The 14,633-nt window shown below is 63.3% G+C and carries 14 protein-coding genes; 10 read left to right on the top strand and 4 right to left on the bottom strand.

The window, feature by feature from the left end; all coding sequences use genetic code 11:
• Nucleotides 1–10 precede the first annotated feature (10 nt).
• Nucleotides 11–532, top strand: coding sequence for a hypothetical protein (locus B5M07_RS11070; protein ID WP_120351340.1), 522 nt, complete (start codon nucleotides 11–13; stop codon nucleotides 530–532).
• A 9-nt stretch (nucleotides 533–541) separates the two neighbouring features.
• Here the strand turns inward: B5M07_RS11070 and B5M07_RS11065 are convergent, their stop codons facing one another.
• The 3 genes from B5M07_RS11065 to glmU are packed head-to-tail and all read right to left on the bottom strand — an operon-like array spanning nucleotide 542 to nucleotide 4,412.
• Nucleotides 542–1,240, bottom strand: a complete 699-nt coding sequence (locus tag B5M07_RS11065; RefSeq protein ID WP_120351339.1) for a DNA alkylation repair protein — start codon at nucleotides 1,238–1,240, stop codon at nucleotides 542–544.
• Nucleotides 1,237–3,057 (bottom strand): glutamine--fructose-6-phosphate transaminase (isomerizing), encoded by a 1,821-nt coding sequence (gene glmS / locus B5M07_RS11060; protein WP_120351338.1) that lies wholly within the window; start codon nucleotides 3,055–3,057, stop codon nucleotides 1,237–1,239. The genes B5M07_RS11065 and glmS overlap by 4 nt, the downstream gene beginning before the upstream one ends.
• A gap of 2 nt (nucleotides 3,058–3,059) precedes the next feature.
• Nucleotides 3,060–4,412 (bottom strand): bifunctional UDP-N-acetylglucosamine diphosphorylase/glucosamine-1-phosphate N-acetyltransferase GlmU, encoded by a 1,353-nt coding sequence (gene glmU / locus B5M07_RS11055; protein ID WP_120351337.1) that lies wholly within the window; start codon nucleotides 4,410–4,412, stop codon nucleotides 3,060–3,062.
• A 138-nt stretch (nucleotides 4,413–4,550) separates the two neighbouring features.
• Here glmU and B5M07_RS11050 point away from each other — a divergent pair, with 138 nt between their 5' ends.
• Nucleotides 4,551–5,225: an HAD-IIIA family hydrolase gene (locus B5M07_RS11050; RefSeq protein ID WP_120351336.1), complete on the top strand. Its 675-nt coding sequence runs from the start codon at nucleotides 4,551–4,553 to the stop codon at nucleotides 5,223–5,225.
• Between the two features lie 192 nt (nucleotides 5,226–5,417).
• Here the strand turns inward: B5M07_RS11050 and B5M07_RS11045 are convergent, their stop codons facing one another.
• Nucleotides 5,418–5,894: a pyridoxamine 5'-phosphate oxidase family protein gene (locus B5M07_RS11045; RefSeq protein WP_120351335.1), complete on the bottom strand. Its 477-nt coding sequence runs from the start codon at nucleotides 5,892–5,894 to the stop codon at nucleotides 5,418–5,420.
• A 144-nt stretch (nucleotides 5,895–6,038) separates the two neighbouring features.
• Here B5M07_RS11045 and B5M07_RS11040 point away from each other — a divergent pair, with 144 nt between their 5' ends.
• From B5M07_RS11040 to B5M07_RS11005, 8 genes are all read left to right on the top strand, one after another.
• Nucleotides 6,039–7,199: an isovaleryl-CoA dehydrogenase gene (locus B5M07_RS11040; protein WP_120352231.1), complete on the top strand. Its 1,161-nt coding sequence runs from the start codon at nucleotides 6,039–6,041 to the stop codon at nucleotides 7,197–7,199.
• Nucleotides 7,199–7,684 carry a lysozyme inhibitor LprI family protein gene (locus B5M07_RS11035; RefSeq protein WP_067625694.1) on the top strand — a complete coding sequence of 162 codons (486 nt, stop codon included), beginning with the start codon at nucleotides 7,199–7,201 and terminating at the stop codon, nucleotides 7,682–7,684. The genes B5M07_RS11040 and B5M07_RS11035 overlap by 1 nt, the downstream gene beginning before the upstream one ends.
• Before the next feature lie 42 nt (nucleotides 7,685–7,726).
• Nucleotides 7,727–8,128, top strand: coding sequence for a DUF1622 domain-containing protein (locus B5M07_RS11030; RefSeq protein WP_120351334.1), 402 nt, complete (start codon nucleotides 7,727–7,729; stop codon nucleotides 8,126–8,128).
• Nucleotides 8,121–8,837 (top strand): flavodoxin family protein, encoded by a 717-nt coding sequence (locus tag B5M07_RS11025; protein WP_120351333.1) that lies wholly within the window; start codon nucleotides 8,121–8,123, stop codon nucleotides 8,835–8,837. The genes B5M07_RS11030 and B5M07_RS11025 overlap by 8 nt, the downstream gene beginning before the upstream one ends.
• Nucleotide 8,838: 1 nt before the next feature.
• The gene (locus tag B5M07_RS11020; protein WP_120351332.1) at nucleotides 8,839–10,341 is read left to right on the top strand and encodes an AMP-binding protein; all 1,503 of its coding nucleotides are present in this window, start codon (nucleotides 8,839–8,841) and stop codon (nucleotides 10,339–10,341) included.
• The gene (locus B5M07_RS11015) at nucleotides 10,338–11,942 is read left to right on the top strand and encodes a carboxyl transferase domain-containing protein (protein ID WP_120351331.1); all 1,605 of its coding nucleotides are present in this window, start codon (nucleotides 10,338–10,340) and stop codon (nucleotides 11,940–11,942) included. Before B5M07_RS11020 ends, B5M07_RS11015 begins: the two co-directional genes overlap by 4 nt.
• A gap of 80 nt (nucleotides 11,943–12,022) precedes the next feature.
• Nucleotides 12,023–13,963, top strand: a complete 1,941-nt coding sequence (locus B5M07_RS11010) for an acetyl/propionyl/methylcrotonyl-CoA carboxylase subunit alpha (protein WP_120351330.1) — start codon at nucleotides 12,023–12,025, stop codon at nucleotides 13,961–13,963.
• The gene (locus B5M07_RS11005) at nucleotides 13,960–14,628 is read left to right on the top strand and encodes a glutathione S-transferase family protein (protein ID WP_067625719.1); all 669 of its coding nucleotides are present in this window, start codon (nucleotides 13,960–13,962) and stop codon (nucleotides 14,626–14,628) included. Before B5M07_RS11010 ends, B5M07_RS11005 begins: the two co-directional genes overlap by 4 nt.
• The last annotated feature ends 5 nt before the right edge of the window (nucleotides 14,629–14,633 follow it).

The following is a 14,633-nucleotide window of genomic DNA, read 5'->3' as shown; positions in this document are numbered from 1 at the left end:
GGCTGCGCGGATGACACGTATTATCTTACCGCTTTTCATCGTCGCCGCCACGGCAGGCTGCAGCACCCTGTCGGACCGTTTCGGCATGGATGCCTCCCAGTCCGAGCCTGCGGCCGCATCCGCCCCGACCGAAGCCCCGGCAGAGGCCGCGACCGCGCCGGCCGCTGCGACGCCGCCTGCCGCCTCTCCGATCGCGACCGGGGGCAGCAGTGCCGAGGCGCTTGATACAACCACCGCCGCAGAGCGCGAAGCAGCCAGCCGCGCGCCTGCCAGCACCGGTGCCGCCTTGGGGACGACAGTGGTCAGTCTGGGCAGCGCGACAGAGCCGGGCCTGTGGTTGAAAACACCTCTGGTCGACGCCGAACAGCCGGGCCGGGTGACCAACCCCGCAACGGGCAAATCGGCCGCCGTGACCCTGATCCCGCTGGAGGGGCCTGCAACCGCAGGCAGCCGCATGTCGCTGCCCGCTTTGCGTTTGATCGGCGCCTCCCTGACTGACCTCACCACGGTCGAAGTCTCGACCGAAGGGTAAGGCGCGGGGTCAGCCTGCGCCGTCTGACTTTTTCAGCAGGCGCAGCGCTTCTTTCACCGCGAAAGGTTTCATCGCCTCCCCATGGGTGGCGACAAAGGTGCGGGTGCGTTCGGGATCGTGTTTCGACAGGTCGCGCAACCACCAACCGATCGCCTTTTGGATGAACCAACGGTGATCCGGCACCATCGTCGCGGCCCAGCCAAGGATGCGGTCCCGCGCGGCAAGCTCTTCTGGTTTAGGGTTGTTCTGCTTGGTCCACGGCAGGGTCGAGACCAAAGCCGCCCGCCGCGTCCAGAGGTGATCAGAGGCGACCCAGCCTTCCACTTCGTCCAGACGTGCCGGATCGGCCACCAGACGTTTCTGCGCGGCCATGCTGGCATGGTCGGCAATCGCCCAACTGTCGAAATCCGCGGTCCAGCTTGCGATCAACGCCCATGCGGCTTGATCGTCGGGGCGCAGTCGCGCTTGGGTCAGCAGCTTTGCTGCCGCGACGCGCGCCTCGAAAATATCCGACTGCCACAGGGTGTCGGCAAGGGCGACTCGGCCCTCAACATCGAGCGCATCGCGCCAAGTCTGGGCAAGCTCCGCGATCTGCGGATTGGTGAGGCCAAGGTAGCGCCGGTCGGCTTTGTGATAGGCGCGCATCTCTTCGGCGCGGGCCGGGTTGGCCTGCGCTTCGAGGTCCTCAAGGGCGGTTTCCAAATTCATTCCACCGTCACCGATTTCGCCAGATTGCGCGGCTGGTCCACATCCGTGCCTTTCGCCACGGCGGTGTGATAGGCCAGCAACTGCGCCGGAACCGCATAGAGGATCGGGGCCAGTGCATCCGGGACGGGGGGCATTTCGATGCTGAACCAGACGCCTTCATTGGCTTCGGCCTGCCCTTTGGAGTCGGAGATCAGGATCACCTTGCCCTTGCGCGCCATGACCTCTTGCATGTTGCTGACGGTCTTGTCGAACAGCGCGTCGCGCGGCGCCATAACGACCACCGGCACATGCTCATCCACCAGTGCGATGGGGCCGTGCTTCAGTTCACCTGATGCATAAGCTTCGGCGTGTATGTAGCTGATTTCCTTGAGTTTCAAGGCGCCTTCGAGAGCGAGGGGATACATCTGACCTCGGCCAAGGAACAGCACGTCACGGGCATGTGAGAGCTTCAGCGCGGCCTCTTGCATTGTGTCGTTCTGTTCAAGCGCCGTGCTGATGATCGCGGGCAGCCCCCGCAGGCTTGAGATGTGATCGGCGAATGTCTCGGCGCTGATCGCGTCGCGGTCCCGTGCGGCCTTGAGAACCAGCGCAAAGAGCACGACCAATTGGCAGGTGAAGGCTTTGGTTGAGGCGACGCCAACCTCGACACCGGCATGGATCGGCAAGGCCAGATCGCTTTCGCGGGCGATGGAGCTTTCGGGCACGTTGACGACCGAAAGGATGCGCGCGGCCTTGCCCTCGCAATAGCGCAGGGCGGCCAGCGTATCTGCGGTTTCCCCTGATTGGCTGACGAAAACCGCCAGCGTGCGCGGCGGGATCGGCGGCTCACGGTAGCGGAATTCCGAGGCGACATCGATCTCGACCGGCAGGCGCGCGATCTGCTCGAACCAGTATTTGGCGGTGAAACAGGCATAGGACGCAGTGCCGCAAGCGACCATGACGATCCGGTCAAACTGCGTAAAATCAATATCTTGCGTACTGATGTTGATTTCGCCTTCGGGGGTCAGATAATGCCCGATGGCCGCACCGATCACGCCGGGTTGCTCGGCGATTTCCTTGGCCATGAAGTGTTTGTGCCCCGCCTTGTCGATGCGGGTGCTGTCAATCTGCACGGATTTGATCGCGCGGTTGGCCAGCGCCCCGTTGCGGTCGGTGATCTCCACCGACGTCCGGGTGAGGACGGCGCAATCCCCCTCTTCGAGATAGGCAATTCGGTTGGTCAGCGGGGCCAGCGCGATGGCATCGCTGCCCACATACATCTCACCCTCACCATAGCCGATGGCCAAGGGCGAACCCTTGCGTGCAGCAATCATCAGGTCTTCGTGCCCGTCGAACAGGAATGCCAGGGCAAAGGCGCCTTCGAGGCGGGCGAGGGTCTGTTTGGCGGCCTCCACCGGGCCTGCGCCCTGCGCCATATGATGCTGGGTCAGCAGGGCGACGGTTTCGGTATCGGTCTCGGTGACGAAATGCGCGCCATGTTCGGCCAGCTCAGCCCGCAGTTCGCGGAAGTTTTCGATGATCCCGTTGTGCACCACGGCCACCGGCCCGGCCTGATGCGGGTGGGCGTTGGTCACGCTCGGCGCGCCATGGGTGGCCCAGCGGGTGTGCCCGATGCCGGACTTGCCCGCCAGCGGCTCATGCACCAGCGCGTCGGAGAGGTTGACCAGTTTGCCCAAGGCGCGACGACGGTCGAGTTTGCCGTTGTTCAGCGTGGCAATGCCAGCGCTGTCATAGCCGCGATATTCCAGCCGTTTTAACGACTCTACAAGAATGGGAGCGACTTCATGGGTGCCAAGCACCCCTACAATTCCACACATGTTTAGCTGCCCCTCTGCATTTTTGCCTTCTTGGCCTTTAGAATTTCGAACATTTTGCGGGCCATGCCCGGTTTTTCGATTTGCGGCGCGCGCGATAGGGCCAGCGCCTCTGGCTCCACGTCCGAAGTGATGACCGAACCCGAGCCGGTCATCGCGCCCTCGCCGATTGTCACCGGGGCCACCAGCATGGTGTTCGACCCGATGAAAGCGCCCGCGCCGATGGTGGTGTGATGTTTCATCACGCCGTCATAATTGCAGGTGATCGTGCCCGCCCCGATGTTGCTCCGCGCGCCTATGGTGGCATCGCCGATGTAGCTCAGGTGGTTGACCTTGGCCCCTTCGGCGATCTGCGCATTCTTCACCTCAACAAAATTGCCGATGCGCACATCTTCGGCCAATTCCGCGCCGGGACGCAGGCGGGCATAGGGGCCGACCACGCCGCCGCGTGAGACATGGCACCCTTCAAGATGCGAGAAGGCGCGGATGGTGCTGCCGGATTCCACGGTCACATTCGGGCCGAAGACGACGTTGGGTTCCACCACCGTGTCGCGGCCAATATAGGTGTCGCGGGATAGAAAGACCGTTTCGGGGGCGACCAAGGTCACGCCGTCTTCCATCAACAGCGCGCGGGCGCGGGATTGGAACGCGGCCTCGGCCCGGGCGAGGTCGCCGCGGGAGTTCACGCCCATCGTCTCGGCCTCGGTACAGGTGACCACGGTGGCGCTGCGCCCTTCGGCGCGGGCAAGGCCGATGATGTCGGTGAGGTAGTATTCTTCGGAAGCGTTGTCGTTGCCCACTTTGTCGATCAGATCGAACAGAAGCTCGGATTTGCAAGCCACCACGCCGGAATTGCATAGGGTAATGGTGCGTTCCTCGGGCGAGGCGTCTTTGAACTCAACGATACGCTTCAACGTGTCGCCCTGCATCACCAGACGGCCATAACGGGCGGGGTCGGCGGCTTCGAACCCCAGCACCACCACATCATGGGTGGCCAAAGCTTCTTGCATCTTTTCCAATGTCTCGGGCTGCACGAAGGGCGTGTCGCCGTAAAGCACCAGCGCCATACCGTCGAAACCTTCCAACGCCGGGCGGGCCTGTGCCACCGCATGGGCCGTGCCCAGCTGTTCGGTCTGTTCGACCACCTGTGCATCCTCGTCAAAGAGGGTTGCGGCCGCGCGTACCTGATCCGCCCCATGGCCCGCCACCACAACCGTATGGCGGGGGCCAAGCATGGCGCCTGCGGCCATGGCGTGTTCGAGCATGGGAGCGGAGGCGACGCGGTGCAGCACCTTTGGCAGGTCCGAGTTCATCCGTGTCCCCTTGCCCGCGGCAAGGATGATCAGTGCAGTTTCCATGTAAATCTCTTTGTCCTTCAGCTTGCATTCTCTTTACGCGCTTCGCACAAAGGCGCAAGGTTGTGGCCCATCAAACTAGATTGCGGTCTGCAACACGATGCCATTTTGCAAGGCGGGGTTCCGCCCAAGGAGTACCCAGTGAAGACAGTGGTTTTCGATCTCGACGGCACTTTGGCCGATACTTCGGGCGATTTGATCGCGGCCGCCAACGCCTGTTTCCGTGATATGGGCGAGGGGGATGTGCTGGTCCATGCCGAGGATGCGGGCACCGCGCTGCGCGGCGGGCGGGCGATGCTGACGTTGGGGATGCAAAAGCTGGGCCGGGCCGATGACGCGGCAACGATCGACCGTTATTATCCGATGCTGCTCGAGGCCTATGGCCGCGACATCGACACCCATACCATCATCTATCCCGGCGCGATGGACGCGGTGGCCGCGCTCAAGGCCGCAGGTTACCGCGTGGCGATCTGCACCAACAAGCCCGAGGCTTTGGCAGAGTTGCTGCTGACCCGTCTTGGCGTGCGGGATGCATTCGGCGCGATGCTGGGGGCTGATAGTCTGGACGTGCGTAAACCCGACCCCGAGCATCTGTTCGAAACCGCCCGGCGTGCTGGCGGCGATCCGGCGCAATGCGTGTTGATCGGGGACAGCGACACCGACCGCAAAACCGCCAAAGCCGCCGGGGTGCCCTGTGTGCTGGTAACTTTTGGCCCCTCGGGAGAGGACATGGCAGCGCTGGAGCCCGAAGCCCTGTTGGACGATTTTGCCGACCTGCCGGAGGTCATCGAGCGGTTGATCGGCAAGGCCGCCTGACAGAAGAACGTTTCACCGGCAGTCGCAGCGCGAACCGATCCCTGAAGGCGCGATGAAGGCGTCGGCGGTGAAACGGCACGGGCGGTTGCACCGGTACAGGACGACCCCCGCCGAGGTGGCCTTACTGGAACAGGAATTCGCCACGTCAATGGGAGCGAATTCCTGCCTCACCGTGGACTCGGGTGGCTAGGTTTAGAAGCGGATCATGCCGTGTTTGCCCATATCGGGTTTCTCGCCGGTCAGTTGGGCTTTGCCGATCTCATAGAGAAATTTGAACCCGCCATCGGTGGCCCAGACCTCGGCTTCGGTCAGGTCGAAGCGGATCAGTTGCACATCGGGGTCTTGTTTGCCGTCCTCGAACCACGCGCCCGCAATGGCGTTCCAGATCTTGTCCAACTCAGTCGGGTTGGTCACGGCAGAGACATGACCGTCGATCCGTGCCCAAAGAGATTCGTCCTTGCTGGCGATCAGATATTCCGCAGCGGCACGGCCCTCGGCAGACTTCGCCAAATCGGTGCCTTTGGCGGTGATAAACCAGAGCACGGCGGAACGGTCGTCTTCGTCGATGTAGTGGGTCATCGGGATCGCACGGGCGGTCTTGGTTGCCAGCATCCCGGCGCGGGTGTCGTCCAGACGGTCCCAGAACTCTTTTTTCAGATCATCGCTCATTTGCATCTCGCTTTGTTGTAGTGTTCGCTTGGTCGCAGGGCCAACCCGCCGCGGCGCAGCGCGGTTCCACATCGCGCCGCTTGACGCAAAGCGGGCGGGGCGGTAGGTAATGAACAAGTGTTCAATAAATCGGGGGGAGAAGCCGTGTTCAACGCAAGTATGCAGTTTGATCTGGGAGAAGACGTCGCGGCCATGCGTGAGATGGTGCACCGCTGGGCGCAAGAGCGCGTGAAGCCGATGGCGGCCGAGATCGACACGAAGAACGAATTCCCGCCCGAACTTTGGACCGAGATGGGCGAACTGGGCCTCTTGGGCATGACCGTCGAAGAAGAGTTCGGCGGCTCTGGTCTTGGCTACGTCGCCCACACCGTCGCGGTCGAAGAGATCGCCCGCGCCTCGGCCTCGGTCTCGCTTTCCTATGGGGCGCATTCGAATCTCTGCGTGAACCAGATCAAGCTGAACGGCACGCCAGAGCAAAAGGCGCAGTTCTTGCCGAAACTCTGCTCGGGCGAGCATGTCGGTGCGTTGGCCATGTCCGAAGTGGGCGCGGGCAGTGACGTGGTGAGCATGAAGCTGAATGCCGAAAAGCGGAACGACCACTTCCGGCTGAATGGTAACAAGTACTGGATCACCAACGGTCCCGATGCGGAGACGCTGGTTGTCTATGCCAAGACTGACCCCGAAGCCGGCTCTAAAGGCATCACCGCCTTCCTGATCGAGAAGTCGATGAAGGGCTTTTCGACCTCGAACCATTTCGACAAGCTCGGCATGCGCGGCTCAAACACCGCGGAGTTGATCTTCGAGGATTGCGAAGTGCCCTTCGAGAACATCCTCGGCGAAGAGGGCAAGGGTGTGCGCGTGCTGATGTCGGGCCTTGATTACGAGCGCGTCGTGCTGGCAGGCATCGGCCTTGGCATCATGGCCGCCTGTCTGGATGAGATCATGCCCTATATGGCCGAGCGCAAGCAATTCGGTCAGCGCATCGGGGATTTCCAACTGATGCAGGGCAAGATGGCGGATATGTACACCGCGATGAACTCGGCCCGTGCCTATGTCTATAGTGTCGCGCAGGCCTGTGACCGGGGCGACGTGACCCGTCAGGACGCGGCGGCTTGCTGCCTCTATGCCTCGGAACAAGCGATGGTGCAGGCGCATCAGGCGGTGCAGGCGATGGGCGGCGCGGGCTATCTCAGCGACAACCCCGTGGGCCGTATCTTCCGCGATGCCAAGCTGATGGAGATCGGCGCGGGCACCTCGGAAATCCGCCGCATGTTGGTGGGCCGTGAGATGATGGGGGCCATGTGATGCGCGCCGCGCTGCTGGCCTGTGCGCTTCTTGCGGGGCCAGTGGCCGCGCAAGAGATCACCTATTCCGACGCCGCCACCGCAGAATGTCTGGCCGGGGCGCAAGAGTTCACCGACCAGCGCGCCTGTATCGGGCTGTCATCAAACCTCTGCATGGAAGCGCCGGGCGGTTATTCGACCTATGGCATGGGCGGCTGTCTGGACGCGGAGCTGACCTTCTGGGACGGCTTGCTGAACGAGAACTACCGCGCGCGGATGGTGCAGTCCAAATCTGCCGATGAGGATGCCGCGCTCTACCAGCCGGAATTGCCCTCTCAGGCCGAGGCCCTGCGTGACATGCAGCGCGCGTGGATTACCTTTCGCGATGCCGCCTGCGATTATGAACGCAGCCAATGGGGCGGTGGCACGGGCGGCGGGCCTGCAACCTTGGCCTGCCTGATGCAGATGACGGCCGAACAGGCTCTGCGTCTGGGGGCGGCCTATTAACCGCGTCACGAAGTGTCGGCCTGACAGGACGGAGGGATCAGGATGGAGAACCTGATAAAACTGGAGACAGAAGGCGGTGTGATGCACGATTTTCTGCCGTGGCTGATTGAGGGGTTCGAGATCCTCGCGGCGGTCATCGACATCGCGGCCATCATTCTGCTGCTGATCGGCGCGGCGCGTTTCCTGACCGGGGTGACGATTGCCGAGATCGCCAAAAAGGGCGCGGAGCGGGTGCGCCGCACCAACCGCGAGCGCATCGAACTGGGGCGCTACATCCTCGCGGGGTTGGAGCTTTTTATCGTGTCGGACGTGATCCACACCGCGATCAGCCTGCGGTTTGCGGACCTGCTCTTCCTGCTGATGCTGGTCATCATCCGCTCCATCACCTCTTTCTTCCTCGACCGGGAGTTGGAGCAACTGAAAAAGGAACTTGGCGATGACTGACTTTTCCGACCTCAAAGCGCTCTATGTGAACTGCTCGCTCAAAAAGACACCGGGCGACAGCCATACCCAACTTCTGATGAACGCCAGCGCGGGCATCATGGAGGCGCAGGGGGTGAGCGTCGAACACCTCTATCTGCTCGACCACCAAGTGCCGCCGGGCGTCTATCCGGACATGACCGAGCACGGCTGGGACCGGGACGATTGGCCCGCGCTCTGGGAGAAAGTGCTGGCCGCCGACATCCTGATCATCGGCACGCCGCTTTGGCTGGGTGAGGAAAGCAGCACCTGCCGGGTGCTGATCGAACGGCTCTACGCCATGAGCGGCAAGTTGAACGACAAGGGCCAATCGGTCTTTTACGGTAAGGTCGGCGGCACGGTGGTTACGGGCAACGAAGACGGCATCAAACATGTCGCCATGACCACCGGATTTGCGATGAACCACCTTGGCTATAGCATTCCGCCACAGGCCGATTGCGGCTGGATTGGCGAAGCGGGGCCGGGGCCGTCTTATGGCGATGATGTGGATGGCAAGCGCGCAGGGTTCGACAACGAATTCACGCAGCGCAACACCACGATCATGACTTGGAACACAATGCATTTGGCGCGCATGCTGAAAGCAGCAGGCGGCTTTCCCCAAAAAGGCAATGACCGCAACGCTTGGGACGCAGGCGCGCGGTTTGATTTCGAAAACCCGGAGTATCGAAGCTGATATGACACAGGACGATTGGCCGATCTGGCAGGGCAATATGGCGGCGCAATGTTTGGCGCAGCCCGATGACGCCTTGGCGATCATTGATCTGACCGGCGCGGCCCGCCGCGACGTGAGCTATGGCGCGCTGCATGAGATGGTCGATGGGCTGGCCCGGGCGCTGAAGGCCGAAGTGGCCCCCGGTGACCGCGTGGGTGTCTTGCTTAGTCAATCGCCATGGTGCGCGGCGGCGCATCTGGCGATCTGGAAGATCGGCGCGATCTCTGTGCCGCTGTTCAAGCTTTTCAAACGTGACGCGCTGGCCAGCCGGATCGGCGATGCGGGCTGTGCGATTGTGCTGACCGATGCCGAGGGGGCCGACCTGCTGGGCGATCTGGCCACCCCGTGGTTGGCGGCTGATGTGGGCACGACAGGCGACCCGGTCGACTATGCCAATGTCGGCCCCGAAGACCCCGCCGTGCTGATCTACACCTCCGGCACCACCGGCACGCCCAAGGGCGCGCTGCACGGGCATCGGGTGCTCTCGGGCCATTTGCCGGGCGTTTCGGTCAGTCATGATCATCTGGGGAAAGACGGCGATTGCCTTTGGACGCCCGCGGATTGGGCATGGATCGGCGGGCTATTCGATGTGGCGATGCCGGCGCTGGCACTTGGCGTGCCGGTGGTGGCCGCACGGATGCCCAAGTTCACCGTCGAAGGCTGCGCCGATGTGATTTCACGCGGTGAGGTGCGCAACGTCTTTTTCCCGCCCACGGCGCTTCGCATGTTGAAAGCCGCGGATGTATCCTTGCCCGGCCTGCGTTCGGTCGCCAGTGGCGGCGAGCCTCTGGGCGCCGAGATGCTGGCATGGGGCCGCAAAGCCTTCGGGCTGGAGATCAATGAGTTCTACGGCCAGACCGAATGCAACATGGTGGCCTCAAGCTGCGGGGGTGACTTTCCGGCCCAGCCCGGTTGCATCGGCAAGCCGGTGCCGGGGTTCGAGATCGCCGTGCTGGATGAGGGCGGCCACCCCACAGATGCCGAGGGCGATGTGGCCGTGCGCCGCGGCGCCCCCTCGATGATGCTGCGCTACTGGAACCGGCCCGAGGAGACGGCGGCCAAATTCCACGGCGACTGGCTGCTGACCGGCGACCGGGGCATCTGGGAGGGCGAATACCTGCGCTTTGTGGGCCGCGAGGATGACGTGATCACCTCCGCCGGTTACCGCATCGGCCCGGCGGAGATTGAGGATTGCTTGCTCACCCATAGCGCTGTCGCGACCTGCGGCGTGGTCGGCAAGCCCGATGCGCTCAGGACCGAGATCGTTAAGGCCTATGTGGTGCTGAAACCCGGCGCTGAGGTGGACGCGAAAGAGTTGCAAGATTGGGTCAAGGACCGGCTCGCAAGCTATTCCTACCCGCGCGAGATCGCATTCGTGGAGGACCTGCCGATGACCGTCACCGGCAAGGTAATCCGCAAAGAACTAAAGCGTCTGGCGGCGCGAGAGAATGAGGACGTAACATGAAACTGACATCCCAAGCCCTGCCATCCTCGGATGCCTATAAGGCCAATGAGATGGCGCATCTGAAGGCGCTGAGCGAAGTGCGCGACGCGGCGGAGGCTGCAGCCCTCGGCGGTGGCGAGAAATCCCGTGCACGGCACGAGAGCCGGGGCAAGATGCTCCCCAGAGAGCGGGTGGCGAACCTGCTCGACCCCGGCAGCCCGTTTCTGGAAATCGGTGCCACGGCAGCGCATGGGCTTTACGATGGCGCGGCCCCTGCCGCCGGTGTGATCGCGGGCATCGGTCGGGTGCAGGGCCATGAGGTCATGGTGGTCTGCAACGATGCCACCGTGAAGGGCGGCACCTATTACCCGATGACGGTGAAAAAACACCTCCGCGCGCAGGAGATTGCCGAGGCAAACCATCTGCCCTGCATCTATCTGGTGGACTCTGGCGGCGCCAACCTGCCGAACCAGGATGAAGTCTTTCCCGACCGCGACCATTTCGGCGCGATTTTCTACAATCAGGCGCGGATGAGCGCCAAGGGGATCGCCCAGATCGCCGTGGTGATGGGCTCTTGCACCGCTGGCGGCGCCTACGTGCCCGCGATGTCGGATGTGACCATCATCGTCAAGGAACAGGGCACGATCTTCCTCGCTGGTCCGCCGCTGGTGAAGGCGGCGACGGGCGAGGTGGTCAGCGCCGAAGACCTCGGTGGTGGCGACGTGCACACGCGGTTGTCGGGCGTGGCAGACTATCTGGCCGAAGACGACGCGCATGCTTTGGCGCTGGCCCGCCGCGCGGTGGGCCAGCTTAACAAGACCAAGCCGACCACTGTCGACTGGGCCAGCCCCGAAGAGCCTGCCTACGACCCCGCCGAGATGCTGGGCGTCGTGCCAGCCGACCTGCGCACGCCCTATGACATCCGCGAGGTGATCATGCGGCTGGTCGACGGCAGCCGCTTTGACGAGTTCAAGTCCCGCTTTGGCGAGACGCTGGTCTGCGGCTTTGCCCATGTCAAAGGCTGCCCCATCGGCATCATCGCCAACAACGGCGTGCTGTTTTCCGAAGCCGCCCAGAAGGGCGCGCATTTCGTGGAGCTTTGCAGCCAGCGTAACATCCCGCTGGTGTTCCTGCAGAACATCACCGGCTTCATGGTCGGCCGCAAATACGAAAACGAGGGCATCGCGCGCCACGGCGCTAAGATGGTGACGGCGGTGGCCACCACCAATGTGCCAAAGATCACTATGCTGGTCGGCGGCTCTTTTGGGGCGGGCAACTACGGCATGTCGGGCCGGGCGTACCGCCCGCGGTTCCTGTGGTCTTGGCCCAACAGCCGCATCTCGGTCATGGGGGGCGCTCAGGCGGCGGGCGTGTTGGCCACCGTTAAACGCGACGCGATTGAGCGGGCGGGCGACACCTGGACCGAGGAAGAAGAGACCGCCTTCAAACAGCCAACGATTGATATGTTCGAGAAGCAGAGCCATCCGCTCTATGCCTCTGCAAGGCTGTGGGACGACGGGATCATCGATCCGCGCAAGAGCCGCGAAGTGCTTTATCTGAGCCTTTCGGCCAGCCTAAATGCGCCGATTGAGCCGACGAAATTTGGTTTGTTCCGGATGTGATTGTGGCGCGAAGCGGGGGGGGCACCCCTCCGCGATCCCACAACATATTCGGAGCCAGAAAGAGATGAAAAGGGTAGGGCATGTTTGACACGATCCTGATTGCGAACCGGGGTGAGATTGCTTGCCGGGTGATGGAAACCGCACAAGCCATGGGGGTGCGCTGCGTGGCGGTGTACTCGGACGCCGATGCGGGCGCGAAACACGTGGCGATGGCGGATGCCGCCGTGCATATTGGCGGCTCGGCCCCGGCTGAGAGTTATCTGAAGGGCGATGTGATCATTCAAGCCGCGCTGGATACCGGCGCGCAGGCGATCCATCCGGGCTACGGGTTTCTGAGCGAGAACCCCGATTTCGTGGAGGCGGTCGCGGCCGCGGGGCTCACCTTCATCGGCCCCTCGGCCAAGGCGATCCGGGCCATGGGCCTCAAAGACGCCGCCAAGGCGCTGATGGTCGAGGCGGGCGTGCCCGTCGTGCCGGGCTACCACGGGGCGGATCAGGACGATGCGCTTTTGGCTGAGGAAGCCGAGAAGATCGGCTATCCGGTGTTGATCAAGGCCGTCGCGGGCGGCGGTGGCAAAGGCATGCGACTGGTCGAGGAGCCCAAGGGCTTTCAGGCGGCGCTCGACTCGGCACGCTCGGAGGCCAAGACCGCCTTTGGCAACCCAGATGTGTTGGTCGAGAAGTTCGTCACCAAGCCGCGCCATATCGAGGTGCAGGTCTTTGGCGACGGCACCCATGCGGTGCATCTGTTCGAACGGGACTGTTCGCTGCAGCGTCGCCACCAAAAGGTGATCGAGGAGGCGCCCGCGCCGGGCATGACAGAAGATATGCGCGCGGCCATGGGCCAAGCGGCGGTGCGCGCAGCCGAAGCGATCGGCTATGCCGGGGCAGGGACGGTGGAATTCATCGTCGACGGGTCAGACGGCCTGTCGACCGACGGGTTCTTCTTTATGGAAATGAACACCCGCCTGCAGGTGGAACATCCCGTTACCGAACTGGTGACCGGCGCCGATCTGGTGGAATGGCAGCTGCGGGTGGCGGCCGGAGAGGCGCTGCCGAAGGCGCAGGAAGACCTCAACATCGACGGCCATGCCTTCGAGGCGCGGCTCTATGCCGAGGATGTGCCGAAGGGGTTTCTGCCCGCCACCGGCACGCTGACGCATCTGTCCTTCACGCCCCAGACCCGCGCGGACAGCGGCGTGCGGGCGGGCGACACGATCAGCCCCTTCTACGATCCGATGATCGCCAAGGTCATCGTGCATGGGCCTACACGCGACGTGGCGCTGTCGCGCCTGCGCGCGGCGCTCAAGGGCTGCGAGGTGGGCGGCACGGTCACCAACCTTGCTTTCCTCGGCGCACTGGCGGGGCATGAGGGCTTTGCCAAAGGCGATGTCGATACCGGGCTGATTGCGCGGGATATCGACGCGCTGACCGCGCAGCCAGAGGTGCCGGGGCGGCATTTCGCGCTGGCGGGGATGGCGGCGCTTGGGTTGGATCAGCCGCAGGCAGAGGCCGGGTTCAACCTCTGGCGACCCCTGCGGCGGCAGGTGATGCTGGGCCATGATGGCGAAGAGCATTTGCTGAAGGTGCGTGTGCTGTCCGAGGACATGCAGCTTTGGACCGTGGCCGATCACGAGCTGCGCGCCGAGCGCATTGGCGGACGCTGGAAGATCGACGGCTATGTCGCGCCGGCGGTCTCGGTTGCTGGCGACGTGGTCACGGTTTTTGACGCCTATGGTATCGCCTTTGATGTGATCGATCCGCTGGCGCGGGCCGCCGCAGCCCATGGCGATGGCAACATCGTTGAGGCCCCGATGCCCGGTCTGGTCCGTGCCATCGACGCCGAGGTTGGCCAAAGCGTTGCCAAAGGCGACCGTCTGGCGGTGCTAGAGGCGATGAAGATGGAGCATTCGTTGCTCGCCGCACGCGACGGCGTGGTGGCCGAGGTGCTGGCACAGCCCGGTGATCAGGTCGAAGCCGGTGCCGCGTTGGTGCGGCTGGAAGCCGAGGAAGACGCATGATTACGCTGCATCACTGCCCGCAGACCCGCTCGATGCGCACACTCTGGCTGCTGCACGAACTCGACGACGTGGAGTTTCAGGTCAAGGTTCATGCCTTCGACCGCAGTTTGCGCGACCCGGAATATCTAATCCTCTCGCCCGCGGGGCGGGTTCCGGCGCTGGAAATCGACGGCGAGCGCATGTTCGAGACTGGCGCGATCACGCAGTACCTCTGCGAACGCTACAGCCCCGACCGCATGGGCCGTTCTGTCGGCAGCCCTGACCGGATGGCTTGGCTGGTCTGGGTGCATTTTGCGGAAACCGTCAGCCAGCACACTGCGGCGCTAACCCAGCAGCACATCGCCCTGCGCGACGATTCCATGCGCAGCCCCATCGTGATGAAGCTCGAAGCCGCGCGGATCGGGAAATGCTATGATGCGCTGGAGGCGCGGCTCTCGACACCGCTGGAGAACCGCGACTACTTGTTGACCTCTGGCTTTTCGGCCGCCGATATCTCGGTGGGCCAAGCGGTCTATATGGCGCGGCATTTCGTGAAATTGGATGACCACCCCTCGGTCGCGGCGTGGTATGAACGGATCACGGAACGTGACAGCTTCGCACAGGCCTTGCCCGATGGGGCAAAGCTTTACGAGGAGGATTTCTACGCGCCATGGCCGGTTGAGTGACCGTG

The sequence above is a fragment of the Sulfitobacter sp. D7 genome, from assembly GCF_003611275.1.
Taxonomy (GTDB): Bacteria; Pseudomonadota; Alphaproteobacteria; order Rhodobacterales; family Rhodobacteraceae; genus Sulfitobacter; species Sulfitobacter profundi.
This window is presented reverse-complemented; position numbering and strand designations above follow the sequence as displayed.